A 16148-nucleotide genomic window follows, 5' to 3' on the forward strand; every position below is an offset into this window, starting at 1 on the left:
CTTAAAGGCCTGGGGGGACCCCCATCGCGCCGCCTTTTCCAATCAGTGGACACCGTCCCATCACTGTCAGTGGCGCGCGGCACAATGGCCCTATGACCAGCACGCCGCCCCCCAGCAGCCTCAACCCGGAGATCGCCGCGCGCCTCAAGCGCAGCGCCGACGGGCTCCTCCCCGCCATCGCCCAGCAGTACGACACCGGTGAGGTGCTCATGCTCGGCTGGATGGACGACGAGGCGCTGCACCGCACCCTGACCACCGGCCGCTGCACGTACTGGTCGCGCAGCCGCCAGGAGTACTGGGTGAAGGGCGACACCTCCGGCCACTTCCAGTGGGTCAAGTCGGTCGCCCTCGACTGCGACGCGGACACCGTGCTGGTCAAGGTCGACCAGGTCGGGGCCGCCTGCCACACCGGCGCCCGCACCTGCTTCGACGCCGACGTGCTCGTCAAGGACGGCGCCGGTTCCGGCGCGGCGTCCACGGATCAGTAAGGTCAGCCGGCATGGACCTCGAGACCTTCCGCAAGCTGGCCACCGACCGGCGCGTCATCCCGGTCACGCGCAAGCTCCTCGCCGACGGCGACACCCCTGTGGCGCTCTACCGCAAGCTCGCCGCCGAGCGCCCCGGCACCTTCCTGCTGGAGTCCGCGGAGAACGGTCGCTCCTGGTCCCGTTACTCCTTCGTCGGCGTGCGGTCGGCAGCGACCCTGACGACCCGTGACGGGCAGGCCGCCTGGCTCGGCGCCCCGCCCGTCGGCGTCCCCGTGGACGGCGACCCCCTCGTCGCCCTGCGCGCCACCATCGAGGCCCTGCACACCCCGCACCAGGAGGGCCTGCCGCCCTTCACCGGCGGCATGGTCGGCTATCTCGGCTACGACATCGTGCGCCGCCTGGAGAAGATCGGCCCGGGGGAGCGGGACGACCTCAAGCTGCCCGAGCTGACCATGCTGCTCACCAGCGACCTCGCCGTCATGGACCACTGGGAGGGCTCGGTCCTGCTGATCGCCAACGCGATCAACCACAACGACCTCGACACGGGCGTCGACGAGGCCTACGCGGACGCGGTCGCCCGCCTTGACGCCATGGAGGCCGACCTCTCGCACGCGGTCGCCCAGCCGCCCGCCGTGCTCCCGCCCTCCGAGCTCCCCGAGTACACCGCCCTGTGGGGCGGCCCCGACTTCCAGGAGGCCGTCGAGGACATCAAGGAGCGCATCCGGGCCGGGGAAGCCTTCCAGGTCGTCCCCTCGCAGCGCTTCGAAACGCCGTGCACGGCAAGCGCGTTGGACGTCTACCGGGTGCTGCGGGCGACCAACCCCTCGCCGTACATGTACCTGTTCCGCTTCGACGGCTTCGACGTCGTCGGCTCGTCCCCCGAGGCCCTGGTCAAGGTCGAGGACGGGCATGCGATGGTCCACCCCATCGCCGGTACGCGGCACCGCGGGGCCACCCCGCAGGAGGACCAGGCGCTCGCCGACGAACTGCTCGCCGACCCCAAGGAGCGCGCGGAGCACCTGATGCTCGTGGACCTCGGCCGCAACGACCTCGGACGGGTCTGCGAGCCGGGCTCGGTGGAGGTCGTCGACTTCATGTCCGTCGAGCGGTACTCGCACGTGATGCACATCGTCTCCACCGTCACCGGCAAGGTCGCCGAGGGCCGCACCGCCTTCGACGTCCTCACCGCCTGCTTCCCGGCGGGCACCCTCTCCGGCGCCCCCAAGCCCCGGGCGATGCAGATCATCGACGAACTCGAGCCGTCCCGGCGCGGGTTGTACGGCGGCTGCGTCGGCTACCTCGACTTCGCGGGCGACTCCGACACCGCCATCGCCATCCGCACCGCCCTGCTGCGGGGCGGCACGGCGTACGTCCAGGCGGGCGCCGGTATCGTCGCCGACTCCGACCCGGTCGCCGAGGACCAGGAGTGCCGCAACAAGGCCGCGGCCGTGCTCCGGGCGGTCCACACGGCCAACCGGCTGGGCCGGTAGGAACCTTCCGGCGACAAGTGGGGTGCTTCTCACGTGAACCCCGGGTGACGGTTCGCCCGGGGTTCGGGCGATAGTGGAGTACGTGACTGCCCTACCTCACCCCCGTTCCGAAGCCGACGGACCCGCCCGGTCCGGCCGCCGGAGTCTCGCCGTTGCCCTGCTGTGCGGCGCGCTCGGCGCGGCCGTGGCGCTGCTGTCCACCCGTCAGCGCTGGTCGGAGGGGACCGCGACGGTGGCCGGCGGCGCCTTCCCGCTGACCGCCAAGGGCAGCGACGTCACGGGCGTGCCCGCGGCGCTCGCCATAGTGGGCCTCGCCGCGCTCGTCGCCGTCTTCGCCGTCCGCAGGGCGGGCCGCCTGCTGGTCTCGGCCCTGCTCGCGCTCTCCGGAGCCGGCACCGTCGCCGCGGCCCTGCTGGGCGTCTCCGACAGCTCCGCGCTCGACGAGAAGGCCGCGCAGGCCGCCGGCGACACCTCGGCCACCGTGGACGGCCTCTCCCACACCGCCTGGCCGTACGTCGCGGCCGTGGGCGGCCTCCTGCTCCTCGTCGCGGGCCTGCTCGCCCTGCGCTACGGCCGGAACTGGCCCGCGATGTCCGGCCGCTACGAACGCGACGGCACCCCCAAGCCCCGCCGCAGGCCCGCGCCCGTGGACCCCGACCGCCCCGAGGACCTCTGGAAGGCACTCGACCGCGGCGAGGACCCCACGGGGGCCTAGGCGCCCTCCCCGGGGCGCCACGCGCAAGCAGCCACCCCCGAGCAGCGCACGCGTGCGCGTGCGGGACAATGTCCGTTGAGCGTCCGGCTCAGACACGTAAACATCAGCGAGGAGCAAGTCATGGCGGGCAGCAGCCACGGTCACACCCCGGCCGCCTGGACCGGTGTCACGATCGCCTTCATCGGTTTCTGCGTCTCGGGTGCCTTCATGGTGATGGCTCAGCCCGTGGGCTTCTGGGTCGGCATGGCGATCGTGGTCGTCGGCGGCATCGTCGGCTGGATCATGAGCGCGATGGGCATGGGCCAGCCGAAGGACGCGCACCAGACGTTCCAGGACGCGCTCGAGCAGAGCCAGGCGGCCGTCAGCGCCAAGAGCTGACGCACACACGACTGCCGTTGAGGGGCGATCCGGCACCGGATCGCCCCTCACGCGTGCGTGGCGCCCGACCGGGGGGACAATGCGAGACGTGAACGCCGAGAGCCGATCCGCGACACCGTCCGCCACCGCATCCACGGCGGCGGCGCGGCTCGCCGTCCCCGCCGGGGTGCTGGCGGCCGTCGCCGGCGCCTTCGCGTACGTGGGGACGGTCGACCCGTACCAGCCCGGCCACTACCCCGTCTGCCCCCTCTACCGGCTCACCGGCCTCTACTGCCCCGGCTGCGGTGGCCTGCGCAGCGCGCACTCCTTCATCCACGGGGACTTCCTCGCGGCGCTCCAGGACAACGCCCTCGCCGTCGTCGGCTATCTGGGCTTCGCCGTGCTGTGGACCGTATGGGTGGTGCGCGCGGTGCGCGGACGGCCGTTCCGTCTCGCGCTCGGGAGCCGGCAGCTGTGGGTGCTGGGGACGTTGTCGCTGGTCTTCACGGTTGTCCGGAACCTGCCGTTCGGTGGCTGGCTACATCCTTGATCGATGGGTGAATGTCCAGGTATTGGGACCGGCGTCAACCGGATGTGAGGCCTACCCCTCCCTGCGGATACCATCGCAGTGACCATCTGTTTTTCCCAGGGGTCAGCTTGGTTCCACAGCTTGAACAGTCAACCGTCAGGAAGGGGGCCGCTCGCGTGAGTGTGCTCGACGAGATCATCGACGGAGTCCGTGCCGACCTCGCGGAGCGGCAGGCGCGCGTCAGCCTCGACGAGCTCAAGGAGCGCGCGGCGAAGGCTCCCGCGGCCAAGGACGGCCTGGCCGCCCTGCGCGGCGACGGTGTGAAGGTCATCTGCGAGGTCAAGCGCTCCAGCCCGTCCAAGGGCGCCCTGGCCGCGATCGCCGACCCGGCGGGCCTCGCCGCGGACTACGAGGCGGGCGGCGCCGCCGTCATCTCCGTCCTGACCGAGCAGCGCCGCTTCGGCGGCTCGCTGGCCGACCTGGAGGCGGTCCGGGCCCGCGTGGACATCCCGGTCCTGCGCAAGGACTTCATCGTCACCTCGTACCAGCTGTGGGAGGCCCGCGCGTACGGCGCCGACCTCGCCCTGCTGATCGTCGCGGCCCTGGACCAGCCCGCCCTCGAATCCCTCATCGAGCGTGCCGTCTCCATCGGCCTCACCCCGCTCGTCGAGGTCCACGACGAGGACGAGGTCGAGCGCGCGGTGGACGCCGGCGCCAAGGTCATCGGCATCAACGCCCGCAACCTCAAGACCCTCGAGGTCGACCGCGGCACCTTCGAGCGCGTCGCCCCCGAGATCCCCGACGGCATCGTAAAGATCGCCGAGTCCGGCGTCCGCGGCCCCCACGACCTCATCGCCTACGCCAACGCCGGCGCCGACGCGGTCCTGGTAGGCGAGTCCCTGGTCACCGGCAAGGACCCGAAGTCGGCGGTCTCGGACCTGGTGGCGGCGGGGGAGCATCCGGCACTGCGACACGGCCGCAGCTGATCACCCGGTAGAGTGGCGCCGATGACTCTCACCATGACGACCGTGGACCGGTACGCCCGCCTCGCGCGCGGCTGCCGCCCTCGCGGCTGCCGCGCCCCGGCACGCCGCGTGCACGGCCGGAGGGTCAGGTACGTCATCGGAGACGAACCCGGGCAGGTAAACGGGCGGCGATGGCAGCGCCCCTTCAGGGGCGCGGGGAACTGCGCGATCAGCCCCAACGGGCCCGCAGTCGACTGACCACCCCCCGCCCCACGGCGAGCAGTGTCATTCCCAACACTCACCGTGAGGTTTCCGCATGCCCAGCGACTTCTTCATCCCCGACCCGGAGGGTCAAGTCCCCACCCCCGAAGGCTACTTCGGCGCATTCGGCGGCAAGTTCATCCCGGAGGCCCTCGTCGCCGCCGTGGACGAGGTGGCCGTCGAGTACGACAAGGCCAAGCACGACCCCGAGTTCGCCCGCGAGCTCGACGACCTGCTGGTCCACTACACCGGCCGCCCCAGCTCCCTCACCGAGGTCTCCCGTTTCGCCGCGGAAGCGGGCGGCGCCCGGGTGTTCCTCAAGCGCGAGGACCTCAACCACACCGGGTCCCACAAGATCAACAACGTGCTGGGCCAGGCCCTGCTCACCAAGCGCATGGGCAAGACCCGCGTCATCGCCGAGACCGGCGCCGGCCAGCACGGCGTCGCCACGGCGACGGCCTGCGCGCTGTTCGGCCTCGAGTGCACGATCTACATGGGCGAGATCGACACCAAGCGTCAGGCCCTGAACGTGGCCCGGATGCGCATGCTCGGTGCCGAGGTCGTCGCGGTGAAGTCCGGCAGCCGTACGCTCAAGGACGCCATCAACGAGGCCTTCCGTGACTGGGTCGCCAACGTCGACCACACCCACTACCTGTTCGGTACGGTCGCAGGCCCGCACCCCTTCCCGGCCATGGTCCGCGACTTCCACCGCGTGATCGGCGTCGAGGCCCGCCGCCAGCTCCTCGAGCAGGCCGGACGACTGCCCGACGCGGCCATCGCCTGTGTCGGCGGCGGCTCCAACGCCATCGGCCTCTTCCACGCCTTCATCCCGGACGCGTCCGTACGCCTCATCGGCTGCGAGCCCGCGGGCCACGGCGTGGAGACCGGCGAGCACGCGGCGACCCTGACCGCGGGCGAGCCCGGCATCCTGCACGGCTCCCGCTCCTACGTCCTGCAGGACGAGGAGGGCCAGATCACCGAGCCGTACTCGATCTCGGCCGGTCTGGACTACCCCGGCATCGGCCCCGAGCACTCCTACCTCAAGGACAGCGGCCGCGGCGAGTACCGCGCGGTCACCGACGACGCGGCGATGCAGGCCCTGCGCCTGCTGTCGCGCACCGAGGGGATCATCCCGGCCATCGAGAGCGCACATGCGCTGGCCGGCGCCCTGGAGGTCGGCAGGGAGCTGGGCAAGGACGGCCTGATCGTCGTCAACCTGTCCGGCCGCGGTGACAAGGACATGGACACGGCCGCCCGGTACTTCGGCCTGTACGACACCGACGCCGAGGTCGCCGCCAACGAAGCCGACGTCGCGGAGATCGAGGGGGACGCCAAGTGAGCGGCGCTGCACTGAACAGTGAAAAGGGCCAGCTGTTGACGGACACCCTCGCCGCCGCGAAGGCGGAGGGGCGCGCCGCACTCATCGCCTACCTCCCGGCCGGGTTCCCGACCGTGGACGGCGGCATCGAGGCGATCAAGGCCGTCTTCGACGGCGGTGCGGACGTCGTCGAGGTCGGGCTGCCGCACAGCGACCCCGTCCTCGACGGCCCCGTCATCCAGACCGCGGACGACATCGCCCTGCGCGGCGGAGTCAAGATCGCCGACGTCATGCGCACGGTCCGCGAGGCGCACACGGCCACCGGGAAGCCGGTGCTCGTGATGACGTACTGGAACCCGATCGACCGCTACGGCGTCGAGCGCTTCACCGCCGAGCTCGCCGAGGCCGGCGGCGCGGGCTGCATCCTGCCCGACCTGCCGGTGCAGGAGTCGGCCCTGTGGCGGGAGCACGCCGAGAAGCACGGGCTCGCCACGGTCTTCGTGGTCGCGCCCAGCAGCAAGGACGCGCGGCTCGCGCAGATCACCGCGGCGGGCAGCGGGTTCGTGTACGCGGCCTCGCTGATGGGCGTCACCGGCACCCGTGAGTCGGTGGGCGCGCAGGCTCAGGACCTGGTGGAGCGCACCCGCGCCACCGGCTCCGACCTGCCCGTCTGCGTCGGGCTCGGGGTCTCCAACGCGGAGCAGGCCGCCGAGGTGGCCGGCTTCGCCGACGGCGTGATCGTCGGCTCGGCCTTCGTCAAGCGGATGCTGGACGCGCCGGACGACGCGGCCGGGGTCGAGGCCGTCCGCGCACTCGCCGGTGAGCTCGCGAAGGGCGTGCGCGGACAGGCGTAGCCGGGCAGTTCATCTCATGTGGGTCCGCTCATCTCATACGGGTCCTCCGAACGAGTGGATCTGGGGCCGGGGAGGCGCATTGCGCCTCCCCGGCTTCGTTCTGGGGGTGTGAGCGAGAAGAACCGTGACGGAAAGCGCACCGCCCGGGAGCGGCTGGCGGTCGAGCGTGAGAAGCAGAAGGCCGCGGAGAAGCGACGGCGGACGCTGATCGTGGGCGCGAGCGTGGTCTGCGTCCTCGGCCTCGCGGCGGTGATCGGGGTGGTCGCCGCCAACGCGGGCAAGGACAAGGAAAAGAGCTCGGGCCCGGTCGTGGCGCCTTCCGGGGCGCAGGGCAAGGACGGCCTCGCGATCGCCGTGGGCAAGGAGGGCGCCAAGCGGACGCTCACCATCTGGGAGGACTTCCGCTGCCCGGCCTGCCAGGCCTTCGAGACGGTGTACCGCCCGACGCTCCATGAGCTGACCGACTCCGGCAAGCTCAGAATCGAATACCACCTGGTCCGGCTGATCGACGGCAATCTCGGCGGCACCGGCTCGCTGCGCGCGGGCAACGCCGCCGCCTGCGCGCAGAACGCCGGAAAGTTCCGCGACTACCACGACGTGCTCTACGAGAACCAGCCCAAGGAGACCGTCGACACCTTCGCGAACAACGCCAAGCTGATCGACCTGGCGCGCAAGGTGGACGGCCTGGACACGGCGGCCTTCCGCACATGCGTGAACGACGGCAAGCACGACAGCTGGGTCGACAAGTCGAACGCCGCGTTCAAGGCGGGCCGTTTCAGCGGGACCCCGACCGTGCTGCTCGACGGCAAGAACATCTACCAGGACCAGACGCTGACGCCGGCGAAGCTGAAGCAGATGGTGCTGGCGGCGAAGTAGGGCAGGCCCAGGTCCTGGGGGTAAGAGTTTCACGTCCGCCCGTTATGGACCCGTAGCCGGGCTGCTTGCCGTCGGCGCGGCCCGGCAGGGTAGCGTCGACCCTGCCATGGAAGAACTTGCCTACATTCCGAGCCCGTCGCGCGGGGTGCTGCACCTCGGCCCCATCCCGCTGCGCGGCTACGCGTTCTGCATCATCATCGGCGTCTTCGTCGCGGTCTGGCTCGGCAACAGGCGCTGGATCGCCCGGGGCGGGCGAGCCGGCACGGTGGCCGACATCGCTGTCTGGGCGGTGCCCTTCGGCCTGGTCGGCGGTCGCCTCTACCACGTGATCACGGACTACGAGCTGTACTTCAGCCAGGGCCGTGACTGGGTGGACGCCTTCAAGGTGTGGCAGGGCGGCCTGGGCATCTGGGGTGCGATCGCGCTCGGCGCGGTCGGCGCGTGGATCGGCTGCCGCCGCCGGGGCATCCCGCTGCCCGCCTACGCCGATGCCATCGCCCCCGGTATCGCCTTCGCGCAGGCCATCGGACGCTGGGGCAACTGGTTCAACCAGGAGCTGTACGGCAAGGAGACCCACGTTCCCTGGGCGCTGCACATCACGTCCTCCGCGGACGGGCGCGTGCCCGGGTACTACCACCCGACGTTCCTCTACGAGTCGCTGTGGTGCATCGGCGTCGCGCTGCTCGTGATCTGGGCCGACCGCCGCTTCAAGCTGGGGCACGGCCGGGCGTTCGCGCTGTATGTCGCCGCGTACTGTGTGGGCCGGGCGTGGATCGAGTACATGCGTGTCGACGACGCCCACCACATCCTGGGCCTGCGGCTCAACGACTGGACCGCGGGGATCGTGTTCCTGCTCGCGGTGGTGTACATCGTGGTGTCGGCGAAGAAGCGACCCGGCAGGGAAGAAGTGGTCGAGCCGGGCGCCGCGGAGGAAGCGGCCGAGGCCGACGGCGAGACCGCTGTGGCCCTCGACAAGGACGAGGCGGACTCGGCCGCGAAGCCGGACGCGGAGGGCTCCGCCGCGGAACCCCGAGAACCCGAACCTGAGGCCGCCGAGGACGAGGCGGAGGACGGCGCGAAGGACAGCGCCGAGTCGGCCAAGAAGAGCTGACCGATCGGCCGTACGTCGACGAGGGCGCCGGGACCACGAGGTCCGGGCGCCCTCTTCAGTTCCGGCGGGCGAGTGACAGTGTGCGGTGGGCTGCCGCCACCACCGCCGCGTCGATGAACCTGCCGTCCGGCAGGGCCTGGGCACCCTGCTGGGCCATCGCCGCCTTGACGATCGTCTCGGCCTCCTCGACCTCCCGGTCCGTGGGGAGGTAGGCGCGTTCGATGATGGGGAGCTGGCGGGGGTGGATGGCCGCGCGGCCCAGGAAGCCGAGGGTGCGGCCGTGGGCGCAGGAGGCCGCCAGACCCTCCAGGTCGCGGATGTCCGGATGGACCGACTGCGGCGCCGGGGGCAGTCCCGCCGCCCGGGCGGCGACGACGATCCGGGAGCGGCACCAGTCGAGGCCGGCGTCCTCGCGTACCCCCAGATCGGCCCGGAGGTCCGCTTCTCCGAGGGCGATACCGCGCAGGGCGGGGTGGGCGGAGGCGATGGCGTGGGCGTGCTCGACGGCCAGGGCGGATTCCAGGAGGGCGTACAGAGCGGGCGCGCCTTCGCCGCCGGGCGTGGAGCGTTCCGCGGTGCGGATGATCTGCTCGGGAGAGGTGACCTTCGGCAGCCGCAGCCCCGAGAGGCCGGGCCGCCCGGCCACCGCCTCCAGGTCCCGGAACGCCAGCGGCCCGTCCAGGGCGTTCACCCGCACGTGCACCGGAACCGGCTGCGGGGCGGACAGCAACTCGGCGGTGGCCGCCCGGGCGTACTCCTTGCGCTCCGGGGCGACCGCGTCCTCCAGGTCGATGACGACGACGTCGGCCCCGGCGGCCAGCGCCTTCGCGACCACGCGCGGACGGTCGCCGGGAGCGTAGAGCCAGGTGAGCGGGGGCGCTGTCATTCGGCACCCTCCTCGCGGAGGGTGACTGGCTGAGGTGAGGGCGGGCCGAGGGCGGTCTCCGCGTGGGCGCCGTGGGGGTGGGGTGCTCGGCGGATTGTGCCGGAGGTGGGCGAGGGGCTGTGGAGGAGGTTCTGTGTCATACGGCGCCCTCCTCTCGCAGGGTCTTGAGTTCGGCTGGGGTCAGGCCGAGGGCGGTCAGGGCGGTCTCCGCGTGGGCGCCGTGGGGGTGGGGTGCTCGGCGGATTGTGCCGGAGGTGGGCGAGGGGCTGTGGAGGAGGTTCTGTGTCATACGGCGCCGTCCTCGCGCAGGGTCTTGAGTTCGGCCGGGGTCAGGCCGAGGGCGGTCAGGACGGTCTCGGTGTCGGCGCCGTGGGGGCGGCCTGGCCAGTGGATCGCGCCGGGGGTGGCGGAGAGGCGGAAGAGGACGTTCTGCATGCGCAGGGGGCCCAGGTCGGGGTCTTGGAGGGTGGTGATCGTGTCCAGGGCCGCGTACTGCGGGTCGGTCATCACGTCCCGTACGTCCTGGATGGGCGCCACCGCGGCCTCGGCCTTCTCGAAGGCCGCCAGGACCTCGTCGCGGGTGCGCTCGGCGATCCAGCCGCCGACCGCCTCGTCCAGGACGTCGGCGTGCCGGGCGCGGTCGGCGCCCGTCGCGAACCATGGCTCGTCGATCAGCTCCGGGCGGCCCACCAGGTACATCACCCGTTCCGCGACCGACTGCGCGGAGGTCGAGACGGCGACCCAGGTGCCGTCGGCGGTGCGGTAGGTGTTCCGGGGCGCGTTGTTGGCGGACCGGTTGCCGGTGCGCTGCTGCACGTAGCCCAGCTGGTCGTACCAGGTCGGCTGGGGGCCGAGGACGGTGAGGATCGGCTCGATGATCGCCATGTCGACGACCTGGCCCTCGCCGGTGCGGTCACGGGCGGACAGCGCGGTCATGACGGCGTAGGCGGTGGCCAGGCCGGCGATGGAGTCGGCGAGGCCGAAGGGCGGCAGCGTCGGGGGTGCGTCCGGTTCGCCGGTGATGGCGGCGAAACCGCTCATGGCCTCGGCGAGGGTGCCGAAGCCGGGGCGGTGCGCATACGGGCCGAACTGGCCGAAGGCGGTGACCCTGGTGAGGATCAGACGGGGGTTGGCGGCAGACAGCTCCGCCCAGCCCAGGTCCCATTTCTCCAGCGTGCCGGGCCGGAAGTTCTCGATGACGACGTCGGCGCCGGCGACGAGGCGGAGGAGGGTGGATCGGCCGCCCGGTTTGGAGAGGTCGAGGGTGATGGTCTGCTTGTTGCGGCCGAGGAGTTTCCACCAGAGGCCGACGCCGTTTTTCGACGGGCCGTGGCCACGGGAGGGATCGGGCTTCGCCGGGTGTTCCACCTTGATGACCTCCGCGCCGAAGTCGCCCAGCATCGTGGCGGCGAGCGGCCCGGCGAAGAGGGTGGCGAGGTCGAGGACGCGCAGGCCGGTCAGCGGGGCTTCGTTCATGACGCGAACTGCGCTTCGATCTCCGGCCGGCAGGGCATCGACGCCGACGCTCCGGGCCGCTGGACGGAGAGTGCCGCGGCCGCGCCCGGCCAGGCCGGCGCGGACCGCATCGGACGCCCCTCCGTCAGCGCCACGGAGAGGGCGCCGACGAAGGTGTCGCCCCCGCCCGTCGTGTCGACGGCGGTCACCTGCGGCGCGGGGACGGTCAGCGGTTCGGCGCCGCGGGCCGCATACAGGCTGCCCGCCGAGCCGAGGGTGACCGCCACCTCCGGCACCTGCTCCAGCAGGGCCGTGGCCGCATCGGCGGGGTCGGTGCGGCCGGTGAGGACGGTCGCCTCGTGCTCGTTGGGCACCAACAGGTCGGTTGCGGCGAGGAGTTCGGGCGGCAGCGGCTGAGCGGGGGCCGGGGTGAGGATCGTACGGATGCCGTTGGCGCGGGCGGCCCGCGCACCCGCCAGTACGGCCGCGAGCGGGATCTCCAGTTGGAGGAGCAGGGCGTCGGCGGAGGCGATGAGGCTGTCGTCGCCGGGGACGAGGTGGTCGACGGTGCCATTGGCGCCGGGGATCACGACGATCGAGTTGTTGCCTTTGTCGTCGACGACGAGGTGGGCGGTGCCGGAGGGGCCCTCGACGGTACGCAGGAGGTCGGTGTCGACGCCCATGGGGGTCCCCCCGCTCGAGCGAAGCCCAGAGTGGGGGAGCTCCAGGGTGGCGCGGAGGCGGGTGCCGAAGGCGTCGTTCCCGACCGCGCCGATCACCGAGACGGCGGCGCCCGCGCGGGCCGCGGCGATCGCCTGGCTGGCGCCCTTGCCGCCGGGGAGCGTACGGGACTCCCGTCCCGCCACGGTCTCTCCGCGCTGCGGGGCCTTCTCGACGTAGGTGACGAGGTCCATGTTCGTACTGCCCAGTACGACGATGTGGGTCATGGGCGGGATGCCTCCCGGAGGGTGAGGTGGGCCAGGGCGTCGAAGCCGATGCCGTTGAAGTCGCCGACGGAGGTGGCCAGTCGGTTCTTGAGGGGGGTGGTCCAGCGGTCGGGGAGGGCGAGGGGATCGCCGGTGAGGAGGGCGGCGATGCTGCCTGCCGTGGCGCCGTTGGAGTCGGTGTCCCAACCGCCCGACACGGCACGGCAGATGGAGCCGGTGAAGTCGCCGTCCGCGTGGGTGAGGGCGGCGGCGATCAGGGCCGTGTTGGGGACGGCGTGGACCCAGTGGTGGGTGGGGGCGTGGGTGGCGTGCAGCTCGTCCACGACGGTGTCGAAGTCCGCGTGCTTCTCGGCGAGCCGGATGGCGTGGCGGACGGCTCGGGCCAGCCGGGAGCGGGGTGGGACCACCGCGAGACCCGTGCGGAGACAGGCGTGGACGTCGTGGGCGGCGGTGACCGCCTGCGCGATGGCGGCCGCCGTGAACATCGCCGCGTAGACGCCGTTGGCGGTGTGGGTGAGGGTGGCGTCGCGGTGGGCCTGTTCGGCTGCGGCGGCCGGCTCGCCGGGGTTGGTCCAGCCGTGGACGTCGGCTCGGATGAGGGCGCCGATCCATTCGCGGAAGGGGTTGCGGTGGCGGGCCGTGTGGGGTGGTTCCAGGCCGAGGAGGAGGTTGCGGTAGGCGATGCGTTCGGCGGTGAAGGTGCGGCCGGCCGGGAGTTCGGTGAGCCAGAGCTCGGCTGCGTCGGTGGTGGTGAAGTGCCTTCCGTGGCGTTGCAGCAGGAGGAGGTTGAGAAGGGGGTAGTTGAGGTCGTCGTCCTCGGGCATGCCGTCGATGTTCTCGGCGAGGGAGGTTGTTGCCGAGCGGCGGTTCCAGGGGTGTTGGGAGAGGAGGTCTTCTGGGACGCCGTGGGCGGTGAAGTAGGTGTTCAGGGGCCAGTTGCCGGTGGACTGCGCCAGTGCGCGGATGGCTTCGAGGGGGAGCTTTTCTACGGGTTTGCCCAGGAGACAGCCGACCGCTCGGCCCAGCCAGGCGGCTTCCAGGCCGGCCTGGGTAGGGGCGCTGTGGGGGGTGGGGGCGCTCACTGGCGCCGGCAAGGTGCCGCCTGCGCGTGCCGCCCCAAGCGGCACGACTGCCCGCAGGTCAAGGGGGATCACGGGGGTCGGCCAGTCTGGGCACAGGGACTTGATCCTTGCCAGGTCTGTTGGTTCGGTGTCCGCCAACCTGCTTGGTAGGTCCGCTAGTTCGTCCAGCAAGTCCTTTGCCAGCAGCCGTAGATAGCGTGATGCCGGTTTCGTTGACGCGCCCGCGTGCAGCGGGGCTTCCGTGCCGCCCGCTGCCTTCCATCTCGCTGCGATCGCCGACGGCTCGCGGCCGTCCAGGGCCGCCTGGCGCAGTTCGTGGCCGATCAGGTCCTCCGGCTGGACCCAGGTCAGTCGGAGCATCTTGGGTCTCCGAGGTCGAGGAACGCCGACTCGTGGGTCCTGCGGCGGTGGACGTCCCGTTCGAAGATCTCGCGGGTCACGGCGGTGAGAGCCGTCGCCGGTTGCCACAGGTCCAGGCGGCTGGCCTCCGCCACCTGCTTCGCCCAGTCCTCCGGGACCGGGGAACCCAGGGCTCCGGCGAGCGCGCCGGTCATCGTCGCGATCGAGTCGCAGTCCCGGCCGTAGTTCACCGCGCCCAGGACCCCGTGGCGGTAGTCGCCGCCGGACACCAGCAACATGCCGAGGGCTACGGGGAGTTCCTCGATGGAGTGGAGGCGGGACGGGCGGCGGGCCCCGAGGGACGGGTCGCGGTAGTCCGGGCCGACCGTGTCGTAGGGGGAGACTGCCTCCCGTAGCGGAATCAGGGCCGATTCGAAGTCCGGGTGGCGGGACGCCTCTTCGCAGACCTTCTCGATCGCCGTGCGGGTACCGTCCTTCGCGAGGGAGAGGGCCGCGGTGACGACCGAGTCCGGGGTCGCCCCGGGGGTGGTCGCCGCGGCCACCGCGGCAGCGAAGACGCCTGCCGCCTCGCGGCCGTACGAGGACTGGTGGGCGCCCGCGATGTCGAGCGCCTCGGCGTAGGCGGCGGTGGGGTTGGCCGCGTTCACCAGGCCCACCGGGGCCATGTACATCGCCGCACCGCAGTTGACGATGTTTCCGACGCCGGCCTCGCGGGGGTCGACATGGCCGTAGTGGAGACGGGCCACCAGCCATTTCTCCGCGAGGAAGACACGGTGCAGGGGGAGGGCTTCCTGCTCCAGTTCCGGGATCCAGCGGGGGGTCGTCATCAGGTCGGGGACCAGGTGGTCGGCGATCGCGTAGGCGTCGAGGTGGTCGCGGACCCGGTCGTAGACCCGGATCAGGGCGTGCGTCATCAAGGTGTCGTCGGTGACGTGGCCGTCGCCCTTGTGGTACGGCGCGAGGGGGCGGGCCGTGCGCCAGGCCTCGCCGTTCCAGGGGCCGACGATGCCGTGGACGCGGCCGCCGTGGCGTTCGAGGATCTGGTCAGGGGAGTAGCCCTCGACGGGGCCGCCGAGGGCGTCGCCCACCGCCGCGCCCACGAGGGCCCCGGTGATCCGGTCCTCGAGGCTGGTTCTGGGGTTTTTGGACCTCATGGCCGGAATCATCCTCCTGGCGGGGTCGGTTGTGCGGCTTCCAGGAGTTCGGCGAGTTCCACCAGGTCGGTGCCGGTGAGGCGGGGGAGTGCGCAGCCGGAGAGGGTGCGGCAGGCCTCCCGCCAGGTGGCGGGGATGGACGCGCCGCCGCCCAGCGCGCCGGTGAGGGCGCCTGCCAGGGCCGGGGCCGAGTCGGCGACCCGGGAGAGGCAGGCCGCGGCCGGTACCGCTTCGGCGATACGGCCGTTCGACGCGGCGGTCAGGGCCAGGGCCACCGGGACCGTCTCGGCCGCGGCGATGCCGTAGCTGTAGACGTGGTCGACGATCTGGTGTTCCAGGAGGGGGATCAGGGTGAAGGCGGTCTCGGCGTCGGCGGCCAGCTTGAGGGCGTGGCGGGCGTTGCGGCCGATCTCCGTGGTCTCGGGGAGTTCGGTGAGGGCCGCATCGACGCAGGTCTCGACGTCCGCGCCGGACAGTGCCAGGGCGAGTGCCGCCGCCATCGCCCGGGCGCCGTGCACTCCGTCGCCGTCCTGGGTGTAGCGGGCGTCGAACTCGGCGAGGTCCGCGGCGAGTCGGGGGGCGCCGGGGTGGGCCACGGCGAGCACGCAGGCCCGTACGCAGGCCGCGTCGTCGAAGTAATGGGGGTTGTCGTGGCCGGTGGCGGGCGGGCGCAGGCCGGTGGCGAGGTTGCCGAGGCCGGCGCGGACGGAGATACGGGCGCGGAGGGGGAGGACGGCGGACTCGACCTCCGGCGCGCGGTCCGCGGCTGCGGCCACCTCGCTTGCGAGGGCGTTCCAGGTGAGGTCGATGGCGGCTCTGGTACGGCGTTGTCGGCTGAGGTCGGCGAGGGCGGTGTCGTCGCCGGCGCGCAGGAGTGCCTCCGCGGCGAAGGCCGCCCACTCGGCGTCGTCGGAGGGGCCGAGGCGGAGGGGTTCGGGGGGCTGGTTCAGGGCGATGGGGACGGGGAGGGTGGTGGTGGCGTTCTGCTCGGCGAAGGTGTCCAGCTCGCGGGTGAGGCGGCGGGTCCACTCGGGCATACGGGCGGCTCGGTGGCGGGCGGCGGGCCAGCCGGCCGCGTCGCCCGCAGCCAGGCCGAGCAGAAGCCCGACGGTCCTCCCGGCCCGGGCGGTGCCCTGCGGGTGCCGGGGCGCGGCTGCCTCTGCGGTGCCCTGCGGGTGCGGGGGCCAGGCTGCCTCTGCGGGGCTCTGCGGGTGCGGGGGCGCGGCTGCCTCTGCGGGGTCCTGCGGGTGCGGGGGCGCGGCTGCCTCTGCGGGGTCCTGCGGGTGCGGGGGCGCGGCTG

The 16148-nt window shown here is 72.3% G+C and carries 18 protein-coding genes; 11 read left to right on the forward strand and 7 right to left on the reverse strand.

What is annotated here, in order from left to right:
- Window positions 1–92: 92 nt before the first annotated feature.
- From hisI to lgt, 11 genes are all read left to right on the forward strand, one after another.
- Window positions 93–488: a phosphoribosyl-AMP cyclohydrolase gene (hisI, locus tag ACIBW9_RS05540; RefSeq protein WP_398951444.1), complete on the forward strand. Its 396-nt coding sequence runs from the start codon at window positions 93–95 to the stop codon at window positions 486–488.
- An 11-nt stretch (window positions 489–499) separates the two neighbouring features.
- Window positions 500–1978: an anthranilate synthase component I gene (locus ACIBW9_RS05545; protein ID WP_398951446.1), complete on the forward strand. Its 1479-nt coding sequence runs from the start codon at window positions 500–502 to the stop codon at window positions 1976–1978.
- A 73-nt stretch (window positions 1979–2051) separates the two neighbouring features.
- Window positions 2052–2693, forward strand: coding sequence for a TIGR02234 family membrane protein (locus tag ACIBW9_RS05550; RefSeq protein ID WP_398951448.1), 642 nt, complete (start codon window positions 2052–2054; stop codon window positions 2691–2693).
- A 120-nt stretch (window positions 2694–2813) separates the two neighbouring features.
- Window positions 2814–3071 carry an HGxxPAAW family protein gene (locus ACIBW9_RS05555; protein WP_115908705.1) on the forward strand — a complete coding sequence of 86 codons (258 nt, stop codon included), beginning with the start codon at window positions 2814–2816 and terminating at the stop codon, window positions 3069–3071.
- Between the two features lie 79 nt (window positions 3072–3150).
- A complete protein-coding gene (locus tag ACIBW9_RS05560; RefSeq protein WP_398951451.1) occupies window positions 3151–3600 on the forward strand; it encodes a DUF2752 domain-containing protein in 450 nt (149 codons plus the stop codon).
- A gap of 155 nt (window positions 3601–3755) precedes the next feature.
- Window positions 3756–4565, forward strand: coding sequence for an indole-3-glycerol phosphate synthase TrpC (gene trpC, locus ACIBW9_RS05565; RefSeq protein WP_344404025.1), 810 nt, complete (start codon window positions 3756–3758; stop codon window positions 4563–4565).
- 33 nt (window positions 4566–4598) lie between these two features.
- On the forward strand, window positions 4599–4802 hold the full coding sequence (gene trpM, locus ACIBW9_RS05570) for a tryptophan biosynthesis modulator TrpM (protein WP_398952121.1): 204 nt from the start codon (window positions 4599–4601) through the stop codon (window positions 4800–4802).
- 58 nt (window positions 4803–4860) lie between these two features.
- Window positions 4861–6144: a tryptophan synthase subunit beta gene (gene trpB, locus ACIBW9_RS05575; RefSeq protein ID WP_398951453.1), complete on the forward strand. Its 1284-nt coding sequence runs from the start codon at window positions 4861–4863 to the stop codon at window positions 6142–6144.
- Window positions 6141–6977 carry a tryptophan synthase subunit alpha gene (gene trpA, locus ACIBW9_RS05580; RefSeq protein ID WP_398951455.1) on the forward strand — a complete coding sequence of 279 codons (837 nt, stop codon included), beginning with the start codon at window positions 6141–6143 and terminating at the stop codon, window positions 6975–6977. The genes trpB and trpA overlap by 4 nt, the downstream gene beginning before the upstream one ends.
- Window positions 6978–7085: 108 nt before the next feature.
- Window positions 7086–7853 carry a DsbA family protein gene (locus tag ACIBW9_RS05585; RefSeq protein WP_398951457.1) on the forward strand — a complete coding sequence of 256 codons (768 nt, stop codon included), beginning with the start codon at window positions 7086–7088 and terminating at the stop codon, window positions 7851–7853.
- Between the two features lie 106 nt (window positions 7854–7959).
- Entirely contained in the window at window positions 7960–8964 is a 1005-nt protein-coding gene (lgt, locus tag ACIBW9_RS05590; RefSeq protein WP_398951459.1) for a prolipoprotein diacylglyceryl transferase, read from the forward strand.
- Window positions 8965–9019: 55 nt separating this feature from the next.
- Here the strand turns inward: lgt and ACIBW9_RS05595 are convergent, their stop codons facing one another.
- The 7 genes from ACIBW9_RS05595 to ACIBW9_RS05625 form a co-directional block, all read right to left on the reverse strand.
- Window positions 9020–9850: an HpcH/HpaI aldolase/citrate lyase family protein gene (locus tag ACIBW9_RS05595; protein ID WP_398951461.1), complete on the reverse strand. Its 831-nt coding sequence runs from the start codon at window positions 9848–9850 to the stop codon at window positions 9020–9022.
- Between the two features lie 136 nt (window positions 9851–9986).
- Window positions 9987–10139 (reverse strand): hypothetical protein, encoded by a 153-nt coding sequence (locus ACIBW9_RS05600; RefSeq protein ID WP_398951463.1) that lies wholly within the window; start codon window positions 10137–10139, stop codon window positions 9987–9989.
- Window positions 10136–11326: a CaiB/BaiF CoA transferase family protein gene (locus tag ACIBW9_RS05605; RefSeq protein WP_398951465.1), complete on the reverse strand. Its 1191-nt coding sequence runs from the start codon at window positions 11324–11326 to the stop codon at window positions 10136–10138. Before ACIBW9_RS05605 ends, ACIBW9_RS05600 begins: the two co-directional genes overlap by 4 nt.
- The gene (locus ACIBW9_RS05610; RefSeq protein WP_398951467.1) at window positions 11323–12252 is read right to left on the reverse strand and encodes a ribokinase; all 930 of its coding nucleotides are present in this window, start codon (window positions 12250–12252) and stop codon (window positions 11323–11325) included. The genes ACIBW9_RS05605 and ACIBW9_RS05610 overlap by 4 nt, the downstream gene beginning before the upstream one ends.
- A complete protein-coding gene (locus ACIBW9_RS05615) occupies window positions 12249–13694 on the reverse strand; it encodes an ADP-ribosylglycohydrolase family protein (RefSeq protein ID WP_398951469.1) in 1446 nt (481 codons plus the stop codon). Before ACIBW9_RS05615 ends, ACIBW9_RS05610 begins: the two co-directional genes overlap by 4 nt.
- Entirely contained in the window at window positions 13682–14848 is a 1167-nt protein-coding gene (locus ACIBW9_RS05620) for an ADP-ribosylglycohydrolase family protein (protein WP_398951471.1), read from the reverse strand. Before ACIBW9_RS05620 ends, ACIBW9_RS05615 begins: the two co-directional genes overlap by 13 nt.
- 8 nt (window positions 14849–14856) lie before the next feature.
- The coding region (locus ACIBW9_RS05625; RefSeq protein ID WP_398951473.1) for an ADP-ribosylglycohydrolase family protein at window positions 14857–16148 on the reverse strand (1292 nt) is incomplete at its 5' end.

Origin of the sequence: Streptomyces sp. NPDC049541 (genome assembly GCF_044465725.1) — a bacterium.
Taxonomy (GTDB): Bacteria; Actinomycetota; Actinomycetes; order Streptomycetales; family Streptomycetaceae; genus Streptomyces.

Coding starts and splice junctions, on each gene's coding strand:
- trpM (WP_398952121.1), top strand. CDS start 4,599: ATGACGACCGTGGACCGGTACGCCCGCCTCGCGCGCGGCTGCCGCCCT.
- lgt (WP_398951459.1), top strand. CDS start 7,960: ATGGAAGAACTTGCCTACATTCCGAGCCCGTCGCGCGGGGTGCTGCAC.
- hisI (WP_398951444.1), top strand. CDS start 93: ATGACCAGCACGCCGCCCCCCAGCAGCCTCAACCCGGAGATCGCCGCG.
- ACIBW9_RS05555 (WP_115908705.1), top strand. CDS start 2,814: ATGGCGGGCAGCAGCCACGGTCACACCCCGGCCGCCTGGACCGGTGTC.
- trpB (WP_398951453.1), top strand. CDS start 4,861: ATGCCCAGCGACTTCTTCATCCCCGACCCGGAGGGTCAAGTCCCCACC.
- ACIBW9_RS05620 (WP_398951471.1), bottom strand. CDS start 14,848: ATGAGGTCCAAAAACCCCAGAACCAGCCTCGAGGACCGGATCACCGGG.
- ACIBW9_RS05605 (WP_398951465.1), bottom strand. CDS start 11,326: ATGAACGAAGCCCCGCTGACCGGCCTGCGCGTCCTCGACCTCGCCACC.
- ACIBW9_RS05615 (WP_398951469.1), bottom strand. CDS start 13,694: ATGCTCCGACTGACCTGGGTCCAGCCGGAGGACCTGATCGGCCACGAA.
- ACIBW9_RS05545 (WP_398951446.1), top strand. CDS start 500: ATGGACCTCGAGACCTTCCGCAAGCTGGCCACCGACCGGCGCGTCATC.
- ACIBW9_RS05595 (WP_398951461.1), bottom strand. CDS start 9,850: ATGACAGCGCCCCCGCTCACCTGGCTCTACGCTCCCGGCGACCGTCCG.
- ACIBW9_RS05560 (WP_398951451.1), top strand. CDS start 3,151: ATGCGAGACGTGAACGCCGAGAGCCGATCCGCGACACCGTCCGCCACC.
- ACIBW9_RS05600 (WP_398951463.1), bottom strand. CDS start 10,139: ATGACACAGAACCTCCTCCACAGCCCCTCGCCCACCTCCGGCACAATC.
- ACIBW9_RS05610 (WP_398951467.1), bottom strand. CDS start 12,252: ATGACCCACATCGTCGTACTGGGCAGTACGAACATGGACCTCGTCACC.